Source organism: bacterium Scap17, assembly GCA_013376735.1.
Taxonomy (GTDB): Bacteria; Pseudomonadota; Gammaproteobacteria; order Pseudomonadales; family Halomonadaceae; genus Cobetia.
In genome coordinates, this window is record VINJ01000001.1 from 3854218 (window position 1) to 3873182 (window position 18965).

The following is an 18965-nucleotide window of genomic DNA, read 5'->3' on the forward strand; positions in this document are numbered from 1 at the left end:
AAGTCGGATTGCCGCAACGCAGCGCAATGGGTAGGGTGTGGCGCTCACTGGCCACACTGGCCGGAACCCGTATCAACGAGGACGTCTCATGCTCGCTTCCATGCATGCCATGGTGCTGCGCAATCCCGGCCCGGATGCCGACTTCGTGGCGACCGAATGCCCGCTGCCCACTCCCGGCCCCGGCCAGGTGCGCATTCGTGTCGCTGCCTCCAGCGTCAATCCACTGGATCTCAAGCTGGCCAGCGGTCAGGTGCCTCTCCTGCCGCCAGCGCCCTGTGTGCTGCACGGCGACTTGGCCGGTGTGATCGATGCCGTCGGCGATGACGTGCTGGCCTTCTCGCCCGGCGACGAGGTGCTCGGCTTTGCCGGCGGTGTCGCCGCTCATCCGGGTGCGCTGGCGGAATACATGCTCGCCGATGAACGCCTGATCACCCGCAAGCCGCGCCGCCTGAGCTTCATGGAAGCCGCCGCGTTGCCGGCAGTGTTCATCACCGCCTGGCAGGCACTGGTGGAGCGTGGCCGGCTGGAAGCGGGACAACGCGTGCTGGTCCACGGCGGCGCCGGTGGCGTCGGCCATGTGGCATTGCAGATCGCCCGTTGCATCGGCGCGGAAGTCGCGACCACGGTGTCCAGCGATGACAAGGCCCGGGCGGCACGCGACTGCGGCGCGGACCACGTCATCCGCTACCGCGAGGAAGCCGTGGCCGATTACGTGGCCCGGCTGACGGGTGGCGAGGGCTTCGACCTGGTCTTCGATTGCGTCGGCGGCGACAACCTGGCCGCCAGCTTCGCCGCCAGCAAGCTGGGCGGGCGCATCGTGACCATCAACGCGCGCACCACGGTGGATCTCTCGCCGCTGCACGCCGGCAGCCGCAGCCTGGAAGTGCTGTCGATCCTGCTGCCGCTGACCGCTGGCATCGGACATGAACAGCAGCGCCAGGCGCTGGGCAAGCTGGTGGAGCTGGTCGAGGAAGGCGAATTCAAGGTGCGCCTCGATGAGCGTCAGTTCGACTTCAGCGAGGTCGCCGAGGCCCATCGTCATCAGGCCTCCGGCAAGGCAGTGGGCAAGATCTCGCTGGTGCGCCGTCAGTTCTGGGACGCCGCCCAATGAGCGCAGCACTTCAGGGTGAGCTGGGCCTGCAACTGCTCAAGCTGCTGATCTCGGTGGCGGTGGTGATCGGGCTGTCACTGATCGCGGAGCGCCTCTCGACGCGCATGGCCGGGCTGCTGTCCGGCTACCCGCTGGGTACGGCCATCACGCTGGGCTTCATCGGCGTGGAGATTTCCCCCGAGTTTGCCGGCCAGAGCGCCGTCTATACCCTGGCCGGCTTCTCCTCGACGCTGGCGCTGGGGGTCGGTTACTGGCTATGCGGGCGTGCCCAAGGGCTGCGCGGCGTCATCAACGGCACCCTGGGCGGCCTGCTGGTCTGGCTGATCGCCAGTCTGGCACTGGCGCAGTTCGAGTTCACACGCGTCAGCGGCGTGATCGTGACGCTGATCGCCATCGTGCTGTGCATGCGCCTCTATCGCGGCGTACCGGAAAGCACGGCGCGCAAGTCACCCTTCTCCTGGGTCTCGCTGCTGGCGCGCGCCGGACTGGCCGCCGGCATCGTGTTCGGCATCACCGCGCTGGCCCACCTGCTGCCGCCCTCCTGGGCAGGCCTGGTGGCGGCCTTCCCGGTCACCATGTACCCGCTGCTGGTGATTCTGCATCTCACCCAGGGGCCGGTAGCCGTCGCGACCGTCATCAAGCACTACCCGGCCGGCCTCGGCTCACTATTGTGCTACGCGCTGGTGGTCTCGCTCAGCTACCCCGGCATGGGGGTCGGCCTGGGCACCCTGCTCGGTTTCATCGTGGCGACGGCGTGGCTGGGCGTGTTCACGCCGTTGCAACGTCGACTAGCCTCACGACGTACAGCCAGCGCCTGAGCTTCCTGATAGGCTGAAATGCCGCATGGATGCCCAGGAGCGACGCATGTACTTCAAGACACTGGAACCGGCCTTCTTCGACACCGATGCCCTCGGGCACATCAACAATACGCGCCTGCCGGCCTGGTTCGAGTGGGCGCGCAATGACCTGTTCCGCGTCTTCGTGCCGGACCTCGATCCGCGCAAGTGGCCGCTGATCATGGCGCGCATCGAGGTCGACTTCCTCGCCGAGCTGCAATATGGCCAGCCGGTGGAGATTCGCACCTGGCTGTCGCGCCTCGGCGGCAGCTCCTTCACCGTGACCCAGGAAGCGTGGCAAAGCGGCGTCTGCGGCGCGCGCGGCCACTGCGTGCTGGTGCAGTTCGATCATCATGCCAAGCAATCGCTGCCCATCGAGGGCGAGCTGCGCGCGACCCTGGCCAGCCATGTGCACGAGCACACCGACAGCGCCGAACTGGATGTCCCGGCCCTGCGCAAAGCCGCCCGGGCACTCGGCACGCACAGCGCCACCTCAGAGGGGAGCGTGCCGGCATGACACCCGCGCTCAAGCTGCTCAAGGGCAAGCCACACCGCACACTCGAATATACCCACGACCCGCGAGCCCCTGCCTACGGGGAAGAGGCTGCCCACACGCTGGGGCTTGATCCCGCCCAGGTCTTCAAGACCCTCGTCTGCCAGCTGGAAGGCGGCAACGCACGTCAGCCGCTGGTGGTTGCCGTGGTGCCGGTCAGCGGCACGCTCGACCTCAAGGCACTGGCACGCGCCTGCGGGGCACGCAAGGCGGCACTGGCCGCGCATGATGCCGCCGAACGTGCCACCGGCTATGTGGTCGGCGGCATCAGTCCGCTGGGGCAGAAGAAGCGCCTGCCACTGTGGGTCGATGACAGCGCCGCGACACAGGCGGAAATCTTCATCAGCGGCGGTCGCCGTGGACTGGAGATAGCGCTCGCCCCCGCGTTACTGTGTGAGCTGGGCAATGGCCAGTTCGCCCCGCTGGCTCGTAACGACTGATGGCCACGGGCGTGGCACACCATGACGAACCCGCCACAGCACCGCGTCAGCGAGGAGGCCCGATGGGCATTCGCTACAGCAAGTGGATCTATCCGGACATGACCGAGCTGCATGCGCAGGTCGAAGCGGCGCTGGAGCAATGGTTCAGTGAGCGCTTCGCCGACTACCCGCACATCAGCTTGCCGGGCCTTGACCCCTACGATTATGATGGCTGGTTCAATCGTCTGGCCCCGGAGCTGATGGCGCGCGGCAGTGACTACTGCGAGCGTGAATGGCATGGCTATGTGCCGAGCCCCCAGCAGCTCAACCAGGCTTTCTTCCGGGCCGTATCCCGGTCCAACAAGTGTGTGCTGGAGCCTGACCGCAAGCATGGTGATCCTGACCAATCATAGTCCCGACGCGCGGGAGCTCGAGATCATCGAGCGCCAGCTCGGGCGCAAGCCGCGCGGCATCCAGGCCGTGGCCGCCACCGATGGCGAGGGCACCCCGCTGGTGCTGCGCATGCATTCTCTGGTGGACGGCAAGCCCTTCCCGACCCTCTACTGGCTGTGCGATGAACGCCTCAAGATCTCGCTGTCACGCATCGAGGCCGAAGGCGTCATCAAGGGGCTGGAAGAACGCCTCAAGACCGACGAGGAACTGCTGGCGCGCTACCGTGCCAGCCATGAGGCCTACGTCGCCGAACGCTGGAGCTTCATGAGCGAGGCCGAGCGCAACGCCATCGAGACCCAGGGCTTCACTGAGCTGATGCGTGAACGTGGCGTCGGCGGTATCCGTGACTGGAATCAGGTGCGCTGCCTGCACACCCAGTACGCCCAGCATCTCGCCTACGCCGAGGGCAACGCCATCGGTCACTGGGTCGATGCCCATTACGACGTGCTGTCCGAGCTGCCCTGAGCCCTGGCGATGCTCGACGCGAAGCCGTCGGCTTGAATGCAGAAGACGAAGAAGCCCGCCAATTGGCGGGCTTCTTGCGTCGGGACGAGCGTCAGGCCTACAGCGAGTGCGCGAAGACCAGCGCGATGCACAGCGGGCAGATCAGGCGCACGTACCACGGCCAGATCTTCCAGAACAGGCTGGACTCGATGTCCGGCGCCCCGCTCTGGATCTCCTTGAGCAGCGCATGGCGCGACATCGCCCAGCCGACCAGCAGGCACATCACCAGCGCGACCAGCGGCTGACTGTACTGGGTGGTCAACATGATCACCAGGCCGAACAGTGCCCCGAAGTTGGCGGCGATGGTCAGGCTGATGGCCATGATGGCGGCACCGACGGCCAGGGTGGCGGCACGCCGACCCAACCAGCCACGCTCGACCACGAAGGACACCGGCACTTCCAGCATCGAGATGGACGAGGTGATGCCCGCCACGCTCATCAGCGCGAAGAACGCCACCATCAGGGTGCCACCTGCGCCGCCCATCTGGCCGAACAGCGCCGGCAGCGTGTCGAACAGCAGAGTATCCGAGCTCTTGAGCAAGCCCTCGGCATCGAAGATCTCGACGCCCAGATGACGCGCAGCATACATGGCCGGAATCACCAGCAGGCCGGCGAGGAAGGCGATGCCGACATCGATCAGCGTCACCAGTACGCCGAGACGCGGCAGGTTCTGCTCCGGCCCCAGATAGGAGCCGTAGATCAGCATCGCGCCCACACCGAGCGACAGCGAGAAGAACGCCTGGCCCATCGCGCTCAGCATCAGGTCGGCATCGAAGATGCGGTCCCACTGCGGCATCAGGTAGACGCTCAGGCCTTCATCGGCGCCCGGCAGGGTCAAAACGTAGCCGATCAATCCGACCAGCAGCATCAGCAACAGCGGCATCAGCCGCGTGGACCATTTCTCGATCCCGCCGCGCACGCCGCCGACCACGATCGCCATCGTCAGGGCGAGGAAAACCGCCGTCAGCGAGACATTGCGCGTGAAGTCGAAGGTGGTCAGCCAGCTGGCGGCGGAACTCATGCCCAGTGCATCAGCGACCGGCGCGGCGGTATAGCCCAGCAGCCAGCCCGCGACGATGGCATAGAAGGCCAGAATCAGGCTGGCGGTCAGCATGCCCGCCCAGCCCGCCAGCGCGCCGAAGCGCTTGGTAATGCCTTGTCCGAGGCTCATGCTGGTGACGATGTTGGCCTGACCATGGCGGCCGATGACAAGCTCAGCCATCAAGGCCGGCCATGCCAACAGGAAGGCCAGCACCAGATACATCACCACGAAGGCCCCGCCTCCGTTGTTGGCCGTCTGGGACGGGAAGCCCCACACGTTGCCAAGTCCTACTGCCGAACCAGCGGCGGCCATCAAGAAGCCCAGCCGACTGGCAAAGCGTCCGCGCACCTGCGCCATCTGCCTCTCCTGCCTTGTTGTTCCGCGTCCGTCGAAGACGACGTCGCGATGAGTTGGGGTGCATCCCGATGCAAGCTCACGGGGCGCTAGCGCCCGCCAGCCGTCGCCTGCGGGGGCGGCAAGGGTAGCAGAGCAGGCCCGCGAATGCAGGCGACAACGCCGAAACTCAGCACGCGACTCGCGTTGGCCACGGGGCAATGTCGAGTTCCTCATGGGCGTCATAGCGTCGCCGCACAACTCGCGTAGGATAGGAAGGACATGACAGCAAGGCACGGCAGCCAGCAGTGAGCGCCGCCTAGAAACATTCAGGAGAGCAACATGCATCGCATCTGTGTCTATCTGGGCTCCCGCGAGGGCGTCTCCCCACAGCACCGCCAACTGGCCGAGGCTCTGGGCACGGCCATCGCCGAACGCGGCTGGGGACTGGTCTACGGAGGTGCGCGCGCCGGGCTGATGGGGGCATTGGCAGATGCCGCGCTGGCAGCAGGCGGTGAGGTGATCGGCGTGATCCCGCAGGTGCTGGTCCGCAACGAGAAGGCGCATACCGGTCTGACGCGCTTGATCGAGGTCTCGGACATGCATGAGCGCAAGGCGCAGATGGCCGCATTGGCAGATGCCTTCGTGACCCTGCCCGGCGGGATTGGCACCCTGGAGGAATTGTTCGAGACCTGGACCTGGCAGTACCTGCGCTTTCACGCCAAGCCGATCGCCATCCTCGACAGTGACGGCTTCTACGCCCCCCTGCTCGAGTTTCTGGACCGCACCGTCGAGGCGGGCTTCCTCGATGCAGACACTCGCGCGCGCCTGATCAGCGAGCGCGAGATCACGCCCCTGCTGAAGCGTCTGGCGCCCGAGACGTAAGGCTTGAGACGTAAGGCCTGAGACCTGACAGGCTGGTGCGTCACTCCCCACAAGCGCATGACGCTGGCGCCATGGGGAGTGACTCTGCGAGCGGCCGTCTCAGCTCAGCGTGCTCTGTCAGCAGTTCGCCTCAGCTCAGCGACGTCTCGCCAACAACCTCAACGGCATCCTCCGAGACGGCCTGCCGCTGGGCGGGTTTGCCGATATAGCGCGCCCGCTTGCTGGCGGTGACCTGCTCGACATCGACCATCACCAGGCCGTCGATGCAGTAACCGAAATCGGCGTCGACACTGAAATCGAGGAAGCGGGTGCCACCGGGCTCGGTGACCTCGGCGTATTGCTTGTAGAGCGTCGGTACCGTCACGCCCATCGCATCCAGCTGGGCACGCAGGCGGCGGAAATCGCCATCGGCGTCCTGACCATCGAACAGCCGCTCCGCTTCATGGGCGGCGCTGCCCGGCACGCTCTGGGCGACCGGCGCCCGTGCACGCGCCAGCCCCTCATCATCCCCGTAATAATGACGGTAGTAGCTGACGATCAACGCCTTGGCGGCCTCCGGATAGCTGTTGGAAAGCGTGACCGGGCCGAACAGCCAGCGAATCTCGGGATGACAGCGCAGATAGGCGCCCAGCCCCTGCCACAGGTAATCGAGGCTGCGCCGCCCCCAGTAACGCGGCTGCACGAAACTGCGCCCCAGCTCCAGACCGTCCTGCATGCGCTCGAACATCTCCGGCGTAAAGCGGAACAGGGTCGGGCTGTAGAGCCCCTTCTCGCCATGTGTCGCCATGATCTTGCGTACCTCACCGATGCGATAGGCACCGGCGATCTCGAGGTCGGCGTCATCCCAAAGCACCAGATGCCGGTAGTGGGCGTCATAGCGATCGATATCGCGTCGCTCGCCGGTGCCCTCGCCGACACGCCGGAAACTGATCTCGCGCAGACGACCGATCTCGCGCATCACGCTGGAGCCGGGGAAGGCATCGAACAGGTAGATCTTCTTGCCGTCACGAGTCTCGCCCAGCAATTCACAGGGTGTCAGCTCCTCACGCAGCGCCTGGCGCTCCTCCGGATGGCCGATGGCCTTCTCGGTCACGAACAGGCCACGCTTGCCGCGCCCGATGCGATACAGATGCTTGCGTAGCAGACGCGTCTTGGCGTTGGTATTGAGGGCATCACTGTCGAGGCGCTCCAGCGGAATCAGCTCGCCGATACGCAGCTTGAGCTGCCGCTCGCGCTGGCGAAACATCTCGTGGGCCAGCAGGGGCGTGCCGAAGCTGCGATTGATCGACGACAGCGCATAGAAGAGCGTCGAGTTGCGACCGCTGACGTGGATAGGCAGCACCGGCGCATTGGTCTTGCGCGCGAAATGCAGGAAACCCGACAGCCACTTGCCGTCGCGCGGCCCGGTCGGGCCTGCACGCGAGACCTCGCCGGCCGGAAAGATGATCACGGCCTCTTCATTCATCAGCGCATCGCAGATCTGACCACTGCTCTTGCGATAGCCACGTCGACTGAGGTTGTCCAGTGGCAGCAGCAAGGGTGCCAGCGGCTCGACCTTCATCAGGATGTCGTTGGCGACGATCTTGACGTCGCGGCGCACTTCGCCGACCAGCTTGAGCAGTGCGAGGCCATCCAATGACCCCAGCGGATGATTGGCGACGATGACGACACGCCCGTAGGCCGGAATGTTCTCGCGCTCCCGCGAGGACACCGAGTAGCCGAAGGAAAAGTGATCGAGCACGCGGTCAATGAAATCAAAGCCGCGCTGGTCCGAGTTCTCGCCGAGGAAGGCATTGATCTCCCCCTCATGCACCAGGCGCCGCAGCATGGCCAGAGCTGGCCGTCGGATCAGCGGGTGACGTTTGGCAAAGGCAGGATACTTGGCAGCGATGACGCGGGCAGTATCGATCATGCTCTCTCCTTGGCCGCACGGAGTGCGGAGCGCGATGTCTGGATCATGGGGCTTGATATCACGTCAGGTTCGCGCCACTTCATGACAGATGCGTCACAGTCCCCGTACAGTGAGATGACAGCCGCCCACGTGGACCGCGGCCGATGCGCCTCGGCACAGAGATCATCCGCGTACGAACAGGCAGCGCGACTGCCACGCCAAGGAGAGAGCGAATGTTTGCGATAGCCGTCGAGAATGAATCACTGGTCTGGCAGGAAACCGAGGCCCCGCACGGGATTGCCTCGGATGAGGTGCGTATCGAAGTAGCCTGGGCCGGCGTCAATCGCGCCGATCTGATGCAGCGTGCCGGCCAATATCCGCCTCCCGAAGGCGCCAGTCAGATTCTGGGGCTGGAAGTCAGCGGCACCATTCGTGAGGTCGGCCGCCACGTCGAGCGCTTCAAGGTCGGCGATCCGGTCTGTGCGCTGCTGTCCGGTGGCGGCTATGCCGAGGAGGTGGTCGTCAATGCCCTGCAGGTGTTGCCGGTGCCGGAGGGCTATAGCCTGAGAGACGCCGCCGCCCTGCCGGAGATGTTCGCCACCGCCTGGCTGAACCTGTTCATCGAGGGCAATCTCAAGCACAAGGAGCGCGTACTGCTGCACGCCGGTGCCAGCGGTATCGGTACTACCGCCATCCAGCTGTGCGGGCTGTTCGGGCATCCGTGCTTCGTGACCGTGGGCAGCCAGGAGAAGCTGGAGACCTGCCTGCGCCTCGGCGCGGATGCCGGCTGGAACCGCCACGATGGCAGCTTCGTAGAGGCCGTGAACGACTGGGGCGGTGCCGACATGATTCTCGACCCGGTAGGCGGCGGTTATCTGGCCGACAATCAGCAGGTGCTGAAACAGGACGGCCGCATGGTATTGATCGGCCTGATGGGCGGGCGCATGGATGAGCTGGATCTGGGCCGCATGCTGATGAAGCGTCAGCGCCTGATCGGCTCGACCCTGCGTTCGCGCTCCCCCGATGGCAAGGGCATGGTGCTGGATGCGCTCTACGTGCATGTGTGGCCACGCCTGGCGCGAGGTGAGCTGCGCCCGCATATCGACAAGAGCTGGCCGATCCAGGAAGCCGATGCCGCGCATGCCTATGTGCAGGACAACGCCAGCACCGGCAAGGTGCTGCTGGCGGTGACAGGCGCCTGAGCCTCATCATGGCGCTGATGACATCCGCAGCATGAAAAAACGGCAGTATAAAAAAGCGGCAACCCGTTGGGCTGCCGCTTTTTTGACTTCGCTGGGCGCTATCTCGTGCACACTGCCTCACCTGACAGCCCCGCCTGACAGCAGTGTCGCTCATGCCGCCAGGCGTAGACCCCGAGGCGCCTCGCGCAGGCTTATTCGCTGCGTCCGATCGACTGGGCCTTCTGCCAGGTAAGTTGCAGCAGGCGGGCGTCGTCTCCGGCGCGATGGCGCTGGATGCCACCCTCGGCGATCACCGCTTCCTTGAGCTCCGCCCAGCAATTCAGCTGCTCCTCATCAAGCAGCCGTCTGAGCGCCTCGAGACGGAAGCGCGGCAGCATGCCGGCATGATAGAACAGCAGCGAGAGCCAGGTATTGTCGTAGCCCCAGCTGTCGCTGTAGGCGATTCCGGCCTCACCCAGCTCATCATTGACCCACTGCGCCACCTCACGCACTGGCCGCCCTTCGCGTGCCAGCCGTGCCCGTGAGATGCCGTGCAACAGCTCCGCCTTGGGGTCCCAATGCACCCACTCATCAAGAGGTTGTATCAGGAAGGCGCAACTGCTGCCGTCGGCACGCGCCAGCCCGATCTCGATCGGATAGCTACCACGGCCGAAGCCGGAGGCTTCAATATCGAGCAGAATAGGCAGCGTCACACGAATCTCCCAAGGTATCTCAGGCAGACAGGGCCCGGGCGAGAAGAGGTTGAATGCCCTCAGGTTACGGGAATTGCCCCCTGCTTGGCGAGTCCTGAGCGCGACGCTGTCAACGCAGGCATCAGGTCGATCTGCGCCATCACGCTGGCATCACGTTCAAGAGACGCGCCCGGGAGGGCCAGAGACGACAACGCCCTCACGAAGAGGGCGTTGTCAGTGACAGCGAGAGCAGTACAGCAGCTCAGTGCAGGTCTGCCTCACCCCCCGTGCGGGCGTGGGCTTCCCACTGCTCGGCCTTGTGCGGGCAGACCGCCAGACCGAGGGAGCCTTCACGATAGGCACGCGCCAGGCGCTGGGCCGCGAGAGCATGACGGCACTCGGCGGCACGCGCGTACCAGGTCACGGCCTTGGCCGGATCGCTCTGATACTGGGCACAGCCATACTCATAGATACGCGCCGCCTGATACTGGGCATGCACGTCGCCGGCCTGCGCGGCCTTGATGACGAAACGCGCACCCTTGGCCTTTTCCTGAGCGGAGTTGCCGCGCTGGAACAGCATGTGCCCGTACAATGACAACGCACCGGTGTGACCGGCGTTGGCGCAGTGATTGAACAGACGCATGGTCAGACGATGCTTCTGCTGAGAGCCGGACAGCCAGGAGGCGTGGAACAGACGCTCCGCCAGGCGGTATTTCAGTCCAGTCATCAGGGTTGGGGCCTGCGGCATGACGAGTAACCTTGATACAGAATAAGAGGGGTGACGCCGTGTCCTGGCCCGATCCTGAGCCCGCGACGCTATTCTCCTTGCCAACACTGTCAGTTTGCCCTTGCGGGCGGCCTAGAAAGACTGCTCCCCTGACAGCGGGGCGCCAAGCATACTCGCGCAATCGGGGGGACTCAAGCCCGCCTTGTGGGTTTTTGTTACGCTGCTAATATGTGCGCCATCCTTGGGGTAAAGTACGCGCGCGAACCACGCGCGTGCTGGAAGCACTCGCCCTGCCCGCTACATTGACACCTACCCGATAGGGGAATCCTGCATGCAACGTAGAGCTCTTGGCCGTACTGGCATCGACGTCAGTCTGCTATGCCTTGGCACCATGACCTTCGGCGAGCAGAACAGCGAAGCCGATGCCCACCAGCAGCTGGACCGCGCGCTCGACGCTGGCATCGACTTCATCGACACCGCCGAGATGTACCCGGTGCCCCCGAATGGCGAGACCCAGGGCCGTACCGAGGAATACATCGGCAGCTGGCTGGCGGCACGCGGCAATCGTGATCAGGTCAAGATCGCCACCAAGGTCACCGGCCCGGGCATGGATTACCTGCGCGGTGGTTCACGCCTGACGCGTGAGCAGATCATCGCCGCCTGTGACGACAACCTGCGTCGCCTGGGCACCGATTACATCGACCTCTATCAGCTGCATTGGCCGGACCGCAAGACCAACTTCTTCGGCAAGCTGGGCTACCAGCCGACCGAAGAGGAAGACATGACGCCGCTGGAAGAAAGCCTGTCTGCCCTCGGCGAGCTGGTCACCGCCGGCAAGATCCGCGCCGTGGGCCTGTCCAACGAGACGCCATGGGGCGTGATGCAGTGCCTGAACCTGGCCGAGCGCCTGAACCTGCCGCGCGTGGCCAGCGTCCAGAACCCGTACAACCTGGTCAACCGCAGCTTCGAAGTGGGCCTGGCCGAGTTCGCGCACCGTGAAGATGTCGGCCTGCTGGCCTACTCGCCGCTGGCCTTCGGCACCCTGTCCGGCAAGTATCTGGACGGTGCCCGTCCACAAGGCGCTCGCCTGACGCTGTTCGAGCGTTTCCAGCGCTACAACGCCGAGCCGGCTCAGCACGTCATCGCCTGCTACGTGGACATCGCGCGTCGTCACGGTCTGAATCCGGCCCAGATGGCCCTTGCCTTCGTCAACACTCGTCCGTTCCTGACCAGCAACATCATCGGTGCCACGACGATGACCCAGCTGGAAAGCAACATCAAAAGCCTCGAGGTGGAGCTGAGCGAAGAAGTGCTGGCCGAGATCGAGATGATCCACAACACCGCACCCAACCCGTGCCCCTGAATCGCCACTGACCCGTAACGGATACACAACCCCGACAGGCCGGTCACCATGACCGGCCTGCTCGTGACCAAGGACCCCTCATGAATCCCGCTGAATTGAGCATGATCCTCATGGCTGTCGCCGCCGGCGCCATGATGCCGATTCAAGCTGGCGTCAATTCCACGCTGGCCCTGCAGACTCACAGCTCGCTCATGGCTGCCATGGTCAGCTTCGTGGTCGGCTCGATCGCGCTCGTCGTCATCGTGCTGGCCATGCGCCTGCCCATGCCGGGCGTCGGCGCCCTCAAGGCAGCCCCCTGGTGGAGCTGGACCGGCGGTCTGCTGGGTGCCTTCTTCGTCGCGGCCAGCGTGATACTGGTCCCCAAGCTGGGCGCTGCCACCATGATGGCCACCTTCCTGGCGGGGCAGCTGACGGCCTCGGTAATTCTGGACCACTTCGGCTGGGCGACCTTCCCGCAGCATGATCTTTCGCTGGGGCGTGTGGCAGGTGTATTGCTGCTGTTCGCGGGGGTCTTCCTTATTCGCCGCTATTGATGCCTCGGGCGTCACGCAGTGCAATCTATGGCCCCGATAGTTCTGACGGACTCGGGGCCATCTTGTCTGCCTGATATACTGAGACCTTTCCCTGCCAGGAGGTCTACATGCTGAGTGTGATTTCGCCCGCCAAATCGCTGGATTTCGACAGCGCCCCCGTGACCTCCCGTCATAGCCAACCCGATTTTCTCGAGCAGGCTCAACCGCTGATCGACATCCTGCGCGAACAGTCGCCGCAGGACATCGCTAGCCTGATGAAGCTCTCCGACAAGCTGGCCGGCCTCAATGCCGCTCGCTTCCAGGAATGGCAGCCGCCCTTCACGCCGGAGAATGCCAAGCAGGCGGTGCTGGCCTTCCAGGGGGATGTCTATCAGGGCATGGCGGCAGAGACGTTCAGCGAGGAAGACTTCGAACGCGCACAACACAAGCTGCGCATTCTCTCCGGTCTCTATGGACTGCTGCGCCCGCTGGATCTTATCCAGCCATACCGCCTCGAGATGGGCACGCGTCTGAGCAATCCAGCCGGCAAGGATCTTTATGCCTACTGGCGCAAGACACTGACACCGGCACTGGAACAGGCCGTCGAAGAGAGTGGCACTCCGATACTGGTCAACCTGGCCTCCAATGAATACTTCAAGGCCATCGATGCCAAGGCGTTCCGCCACCGTATCGTGACGCCGGTGTTCAAGGACGAGAAGAATGGCCAGTCCAAGATCATCAGCTTCTACGCCAAGCGTGCACGCGGCCTGATGAGCGCCTGGATGCTCAAGCACGATATCGAGACAGCCGAGGACCTCAAAGACTTCGACGTAGCCGGTTACCGCTTCTCCAATGCCGCCTCCGAGGGCGATACACTGGTCTTCACGCGCAGTGAGGCCGACGCGGCACGCGCCTGATACGTGATGGCAGGCACTTCACGCCTCATCCCCCCAGCCCCGGGAAAGTCAAGTGTTCCGCGGCGCGCGGTTTGAAGTAACGGCGATGAATATCGCCGAACAGGACGTGGTCTGCACACCCAAGCCATTCATACGCCACCATCTCGGCACTGACGATACTGGCGCCCGCGGCCTCACAGCGGGCCACTCCCAGCGCCGCCTCCCGCGGGCGGCGACTGGCAACTCCATCGGCCACCAGCGCCACTCGATAACCTGCACTGCACAATGAAAGTACCGTCTGCATCACGCAGACGTGCGCCTCGGCACCACAGACCACTAGCTGATCACAGCCACTGCTCTCCAGCGCATGGCGAAATGCCGGCTCTTCCAGCGCACTGAAACTTCGCTTGGTGAAGCAGCGTGTGCGTTCGCTCAACAGGTGCGTCATCGGGGCACTTGCGCCTAACTTGTCGGGGCAATGCTCGGTCAGCCAGACGGGAATTTCCAGCGCCTGGGCGATTCCGCCCAGCCAGATGGCACTGTTGATGGCCTCGGTTCCGCCATTCAGAACCGGCATCAGGCGAGCCTGGAAATCGATCAGCAACAACAATGATCGCCTCGCCACCAGATGTTGAGACTTTTCGTCGTCCATTGGTCCTCCCACGACGATTCTAAGGCTAGAATGGAGCTTCCACTTACACGCTAGCGCATCCAAGGAGATCCCACATGCGCCATCTGTTCATCATGCTGATGGTCGGCTTGCTCGGCTTCGGTCTGAGCTTAGAACACGCAGAGGCCAAGCGCCTCGGCGGCGGCAAGAGTTTCGGTAGCTACTCACGATCCGCTGACAGCGGAAAATCCTCCAGCTCACTGTTCGGCAGCAACAAGGCCACCAACAGCAGCACTGCAGCGAAGTCCAAGCCCTCCAGCGGCTTGTCCAAGTTTGCCGGGCCTCTGGCAGGCCTGCTTGCAGGCGGTTTGCTGGCATCGCTGTTCTTCGGCGGCGCCTTCGATGGTCTGCGCATGACAGACTTCCTGATCATCGCGGTGATCGCTTTCATCGCCTTCAAGTTCCTCAGCGCGCGCAAGAAGGCCGCCATGGCGAGTGGCGGGCCGGCAGGCAATGGTGGCACATCCACACGCCACGACGACCAGCCGCGCAATGTGCAGGCGCGTGAAGCGCATCAGCCGCAAGGCGAGTCGCTGGCTCCTGCCGGTGGTATCGGGGCAGGCCTGACAGGCGGTGCCCCGACCAGCGAACCGGCCTGGTTCGACAAGGAGCAGTTCCTCGGCGGTGCCAAGGAACACTTCATGACCCTGCAGCGCGCCTGGGACAACAATGACCTGCCGCGCATTCAGGAGTACGTCACGCCAGAGCTCTACAATCTGCTGCGGGAAGAGCGCGCTCAGCAACCGGCCAACAACCGTACCGAGATCGTGCGTCTGTTTGCTGAACTGGGCAGCGTGCAGGAGATTGGCAAGCAGGCGGAAGCGACGGTCCTGTTCCACGGCGTGCTGGATGAAAATGGCGAGCAGAACGAGTTCAACGAGACCTGGCACCTGGTCCGTGAGCTGCGCGATGGCGCCGACTGGCACATCCAAGGCATCGAGCAGAACAGCTAAGACGCTCCTCTCACTGACGTGACCTTCACTCCGTGAGGGCCACATCAGATGCCAAAGCGGCCGGATGATCACTCATCCGGCCGCTTTTTTGTGTCTCGCTGCAGATGACCTACCAGGGCTTTGCAACAGCTCGCCCAAGACCACAAAGGCACCGTCAGAATGACAGGCATAAAAAAACCGGCCACTGGGGAAGTGACCGGCGGATAGGCTGCTCGACTGCAAGGCAGGAGCGCCAGATCGCAAAAAGTCTGCTGATGGGATAGCACAGACAAGTTTCTAAGCAAGGGAACGTCGAAACTCACATACTCAGAGTCGCCGATTGAGCTTTAGTTCAGCCTGATCGTAAAAAACATGAGCAACCCTGAGGTGCAGAACCCGCGACGCCTGATCAGTCTTGCCATCAGCCGGCTGCACCCAAGATTTCAGCTAGAGTTGCCTGCCCCTGGAAACTCTTCATGCTCGACAAGCCCTTGTGGATAATTCAGGTGCCACTCCCATGTTCCGGTTGTCCACAGGAGGATCCTTGCGCACTTCCCTTCATCAGCAAGACTGGTTGCACTTCTACGCTTTGTCACATACTGAACTGCCCCTGCAGCAAGACGACAGGGTCGGCGCGGGACAAGTACCTGAGGAGCTTTTTATAACTGCCCTTGGTGCGGGCTTCTCATGAGGTGGCCATCCATGGGCTTTTTACGCGCCAATTTTCCTGAGCAACTTTTCTCACCACAAAGAGAACCGCCCCTGCAGCAAGGCTACAGGGGCGGTTCGGGATAAGTGCCTGACGATGACCTACTCTCACATGGAGAAACTCCACACTACCATCGGCGCTAAGCGGTTTCACTTCCGAGTTCGGCATGGGATCGGGTGGTTCACGCTCGCTATGGTCGTCAGGCGAAACGGTGGCATCTTGCGATGCCTGAGTCTCGAGGCTTGTGACCTCGCGACTCGCAATATGAATCATGCTGACCGATATGTCGTCGATCCTGTCGCAATCCCGGCGGTTTGCCTGGGCAAACCCCTTGGGTGTTATATGGTCAAGCCTCACGGGCAATTAGTACTGGTTAGCTCAACACATTGCTGTGCTTCCACACCCAGCCTATCAACCTTGTCGTCTTCAAGGGCCCTTCAGGAGGCGCAAGGCCTCAGGGAAGTCTCATCTTGAAGGGGGCTTCCCGCTTAGATGCCTTCAGCGGTTATCCCGTCCGAACGTAGCTACCGGGCAATGCCATTGGCATGACAACCCGAACACCAGAGGTTCGTCCACTCCGGTCCTCTCGTACTAGGAGCAGCTCTTCTCAAACTTCCGACGCCCACGGCAGATAGGGACCGAACTGTCTCACGACGTTCTAAACCCAGCTCGCGTACCACTTTAAATGGCGAACAGCCATACCCTTGGGACCGACTTCAGCCCCAGGATGTGATGAGCCGACATCGAGGTGCCAAACACCGCCGTCGATGTGAACTCTTGGGCGGTATCAGCCTGTTATCCCCGGAGTACCTTTTATCCGTTGAGCGATGGCCCTTCCATACAGAACCACCGGATCACTAGAACCTACTTTCGTACCTGCTCGACGTGTCTGTCTCGCAGTCAAGCACCCTTATGCTCTTGCACTCAATGCACGATTTCCAACCGTGCTGAGGGTACCTTCGTGCTCCTCCGTTACTCTTTGGGAGGAGACCGCCCCAGTCAAACTACCCACCATACACTGTCCTCGATCCGGATGACGGACCTGAGTTAGAACGCCAATGATGTCAGGCTGGTATTTCAAGGTTGGCTCCACCGCATCTGGCGATGTGGTTTCAAAGCCTCCCAGCTATCCTACACAGACAACATCAGCATCCAGTGTAAAGCTATAGTAAAGGTTCACGGGGTCTTTCCGTCTAGCCGCGGGTACACAGCATCTTCACTGCGATTTCAATTTCACTGAGTCTCGGGTGGAGACAGCGTGGCCATCATTACGCCATTCGTGCAGGTCGGAACTTACCCGACAAGGAATTTCGCTACCTTAGGACCGTTATAGTTACGGCCGCCGTTTACCGGGGCTTCGATCAAGAGCTTCGGACGAATCCTAACCCCATCAATTAACCTTCCGGCACCGGGCAGGCGTCACACCCTATACGTCCGCTTGCGCGTTTGCAGAGTGCTGTGTTTTTAATAAACAGTTGCAGCCACCTGGTATCTTCGACCGGTAGGAGCTTACGGAGCAAGTCCTTCACTCTAACCGGTGCACCTTCTCCCGAAGTTACGGTGCCATTTTGCCTAGTTCCTTCACCCGAGTTCTCTCAAGCGCCTTGGTATTCTCTACCTGACCACCTGTGTCGGTTTGGGGTACGGTCGCATGTGATCTGAAGCTTAGAGGCTTTTCCTGGAAGCGTGGCATCGATGACTTCCTGACCGTGGTCAGTTCGTCTCGCATCTCGACCTCAGAGGAACCGGATTTGCCTGATTCCTCGGCCTACATGCTTTCACCAGGACAACCAACGCCTGGCTCACCTAGCCTTCTTCGTCCCCCCATCGCAACCACATCCGGTACGGGAATATTAACCCGTTTCCCATCGACTACGCGTTTCCGCCTCGCCTTAGGGGCCGACTCACTCTGCTCCGATTAACGTAGAACAGAAAACCTTGGTCTTCCGGCGGGGGAGTTTTTCACTCCCCTTATCGTTACTCATGTCAGCATTCGCACTCGTGATACCTCCAGCAGACTTCTCAATCCACCTTCATTGGCTTACACGACGCTCCTCTACCGCTCATCCAGAGGATGAACCCGTAGCTTCGGTACCTGATTTAGCCCCGTTATATCTTCCGCGCAGGCCGACTCGACTAGTGAGCTATTACGCTTTCTTTAAAGGGTGGCTGCTTCTAAGCCAACCTCCTAGCTGTCTGAGCCTTCCCACATCGTTTCCCACTTAATCAGGATTTTGGGACCTTAGCTGACGGTCTGGGTTGTTTCCCTTTTCACAACGGACGTTAGCACCCGCTGTGTGTCTCCCACGCTGCACTCACTGGTATTCGGAGTTTGCCTCGGGTTGGTAAGTCGGGATGACCCCCTAGCCGAAACAGTGCTCTACCCCCAGCGGTGATACGTGAGGCGCTACCTAAATAGCTTTCGAGGAGAACCAGCTATCTCCGGGCTTGATTAGCCTTTCACTCCGATCCACAGCTCATCCCAGCATTTTTCAACATACTTGGGTTCGGGCCTCCAATTGATGTTACTCAATCTTCACCCTGGCCATGGATAGATCGCCCGGTTTCGGGTCTATACCCTGCGACTGGTCGCCCAGTTAAGACTCGGTTTCCCTACGCCTCCCCTATACGGTTAAGCTCGCCACAGAATATAAGTCGCTGACCCATTATACAAAAGGTACGCGGTCACACCACGAAGGTGCTCCCACTGCTTGTACGCATACGGTTTCAGGATCTATTTCACTCCCCTCGCCGGGGTTCTTTTCGCCTTTCCCTCACGGTACTGGTTCACTATCGGTCAGCCAGGAGTATTTAGCCTTGGAGGATGGTCCCCCCATGTTCAGTCAGGGTTTCTCGTGCCCCGACCTACTCGATTTCACGTGACTCGGACTTCGACTACGGGACTATCACCCTGTATCGTCAAGCTTCCCAGCTTGTTCGCCTGTCGGTTGTCACGCTTAAGGGCTGGTCCCCGTTCGCTCGCCGCTACTTGGGGAATCTCGGTTGATTTCTTTTCCTCCGGGTACTTAGATGTTTCAGTTCCCCGGGTTTGCCTCTATAGGTTATGTATTGGCCTATAGATACTCACCTGATGGTGAGTGGGTTTCCCCATTCGGAAATCGTTGGGTCGCAGGGTATTTGCCACCTCGCCAACGCTTATCGCAGGCTATCACGTCCTTCATCGCCTCTGGCTGCCAAGGCATCCACCGTATGCGCTTAATCGCTTGACCATATAACCCCAAGGGGTCTGTCAAGG

General features: G+C 62.1%; 17 protein-coding genes and 2 rRNA genes. 12 read left to right on the plus strand and 7 right to left on the minus strand.

The annotated features are described in order from the left end of the window. Positions 1-100 precede the first annotated feature (100 nt). From FLM52_16345 to FLM52_16370, 6 genes are all read left to right on the plus strand, one after another. Positions 101-1111 carry a zinc-binding dehydrogenase gene (locus tag FLM52_16345; GenBank protein NVN57304.1) on the plus strand — a complete coding sequence of 337 codons (1011 nt, stop codon included), beginning with the start codon at positions 101-103 and terminating at the stop codon, positions 1109-1111. Continuing rightward, positions 1108-1929 carry a hypothetical protein gene (locus FLM52_16350; GenBank protein NVN57305.1) on the plus strand — a complete coding sequence of 274 codons (822 nt, stop codon included), beginning with the start codon at positions 1108-1110 and terminating at the stop codon, positions 1927-1929. Before FLM52_16345 ends, FLM52_16350 begins: the two co-directional genes overlap by 4 nt. Positions 1930-1975: 46 nt before the next feature. Continuing rightward, positions 1976-2464 carry an acyl-CoA thioesterase gene (locus tag FLM52_16355; protein NVN57306.1) on the plus strand — a complete coding sequence of 163 codons (489 nt, stop codon included), beginning with the start codon at positions 1976-1978 and terminating at the stop codon, positions 2462-2464. Next, positions 2461-2940, plus strand: a complete 480-nt coding sequence (locus FLM52_16360; GenBank protein NVN57307.1) for an aminoacyl-tRNA deacylase — start codon at positions 2461-2463, stop codon at positions 2938-2940. The genes FLM52_16355 and FLM52_16360 overlap by 4 nt, the downstream gene beginning before the upstream one ends. 62 nt (positions 2941-3002) lie before the next feature. Then, positions 3003-3332, plus strand: a complete 330-nt coding sequence (locus tag FLM52_16365; GenBank protein NVN57308.1) for a hypothetical protein — start codon at positions 3003-3005, stop codon at positions 3330-3332. Further along, the gene (locus FLM52_16370; protein ID NVN57309.1) at positions 3310-3837 is read left to right on the plus strand and encodes a DUF501 domain-containing protein; all 528 of its coding nucleotides are present in this window, start codon (positions 3310-3312) and stop codon (positions 3835-3837) included. The genes FLM52_16365 and FLM52_16370 overlap by 23 nt, the downstream gene beginning before the upstream one ends. Positions 3838-3934: 97 nt before the next feature. On the opposite strand, the gene FLM52_16375 is transcribed toward FLM52_16370, so the two are convergent. Continuing rightward, positions 3935-5275 carry a sodium-dependent transporter gene (locus tag FLM52_16375; GenBank protein ID NVN57310.1) on the minus strand — a complete coding sequence of 447 codons (1341 nt, stop codon included), beginning with the start codon at positions 5273-5275 and terminating at the stop codon, positions 3935-3937. Positions 5276-5593: 318 nt separating this feature from the next. On the opposite strand from FLM52_16375, the gene FLM52_16380 reads away from it, so the two are divergent. Further along, a complete protein-coding gene (locus FLM52_16380; GenBank protein NVN57311.1) occupies positions 5594-6136 on the plus strand; it encodes a TIGR00730 family Rossman fold protein in 543 nt (180 codons plus the stop codon). 130 nt (positions 6137-6266) lie between these two features. On the opposite strand, the gene FLM52_16385 is transcribed toward FLM52_16380, so the two are convergent. Continuing rightward, complete coding sequence (locus tag FLM52_16385) at positions 6267-8048, minus strand: GNAT family N-acetyltransferase (GenBank protein NVN57312.1); 1782 nt, start codon at positions 8046-8048, stop codon at positions 6267-6269. 212 nt (positions 8049-8260) lie between these two features. Here FLM52_16385 and FLM52_16390 point away from each other — a divergent pair, with 212 nt between their 5' ends. Then, the gene (locus FLM52_16390; GenBank protein NVN57313.1) at positions 8261-9229 is read left to right on the plus strand and encodes an NAD(P)H-quinone oxidoreductase; all 969 of its coding nucleotides are present in this window, start codon (positions 8261-8263) and stop codon (positions 9227-9229) included. A 191-nt stretch (positions 9230-9420) separates the two neighbouring features. Here the strand turns inward: FLM52_16390 and FLM52_16395 are convergent, their stop codons facing one another. Together FLM52_16395 and FLM52_16400 are read right to left on the minus strand one after the other, a co-directional pair. Next, positions 9421-9927, minus strand: coding sequence for a hypothetical protein (locus FLM52_16395; GenBank protein NVN57314.1), 507 nt, complete (start codon positions 9925-9927; stop codon positions 9421-9423). A gap of 235 nt (positions 9928-10162) precedes the next feature. After that, positions 10163-10648: a sel1 repeat family protein gene (locus FLM52_16400; GenBank protein NVN57315.1), complete on the minus strand. Its 486-nt coding sequence runs from the start codon at positions 10646-10648 to the stop codon at positions 10163-10165. 310 nt (positions 10649-10958) lie between these two features. On the opposite strand from FLM52_16400, the gene FLM52_16405 reads away from it, so the two are divergent. The 3 genes from FLM52_16405 to yaaA all read left to right on the plus strand — a co-directional run bounded on the left by FLM52_16405 (position 10959) and on the right by yaaA (position 13419). Continuing rightward, the gene (locus tag FLM52_16405; GenBank protein ID NVN57316.1) at positions 10959-11990 is read left to right on the plus strand and encodes an NADP(H)-dependent aldo-keto reductase; all 1032 of its coding nucleotides are present in this window, start codon (positions 10959-10961) and stop codon (positions 11988-11990) included. An 80-nt stretch (positions 11991-12070) separates the two neighbouring features. Beyond that, positions 12071-12523 carry a DMT family transporter gene (locus FLM52_16410; protein NVN57317.1) on the plus strand — a complete coding sequence of 151 codons (453 nt, stop codon included), beginning with the start codon at positions 12071-12073 and terminating at the stop codon, positions 12521-12523. A 107-nt stretch (positions 12524-12630) separates the two neighbouring features. Further along, a complete protein-coding gene (gene yaaA / locus FLM52_16415) occupies positions 12631-13419 on the plus strand; it encodes a peroxide stress protein YaaA (protein NVN57318.1) in 789 nt (262 codons plus the stop codon). 25 nt (positions 13420-13444) lie between these two features. Here the strand turns inward: yaaA and FLM52_16420 are convergent, their stop codons facing one another. Further along, positions 13445-14050 carry an isochorismatase family protein gene (locus FLM52_16420; GenBank protein NVN57319.1) on the minus strand — a complete coding sequence of 202 codons (606 nt, stop codon included), beginning with the start codon at positions 14048-14050 and terminating at the stop codon, positions 13445-13447. A gap of 74 nt (positions 14051-14124) precedes the next feature. Between FLM52_16420 and FLM52_16425 the strand changes: the two genes are divergently transcribed. Continuing rightward, complete coding sequence (locus FLM52_16425; GenBank protein NVN57320.1) at positions 14125-15021, plus strand: Tim44 domain-containing protein; 897 nt, start codon at positions 14125-14127, stop codon at positions 15019-15021. 776 nt (positions 15022-15797) lie between these two features. Here the strand turns inward: FLM52_16425 and rrf are convergent. Continuing rightward, positions 15798-15913: ribosomal RNA gene (gene rrf / locus FLM52_16430) — 5S ribosomal RNA — on the minus strand. A gap of 120 nt (positions 15914-16033) precedes the next feature. Further along, positions 16034-18946, minus strand: a 23S ribosomal RNA gene (locus FLM52_16435). Between the last annotated feature and the right edge of the window lie 19 nt (positions 18947-18965).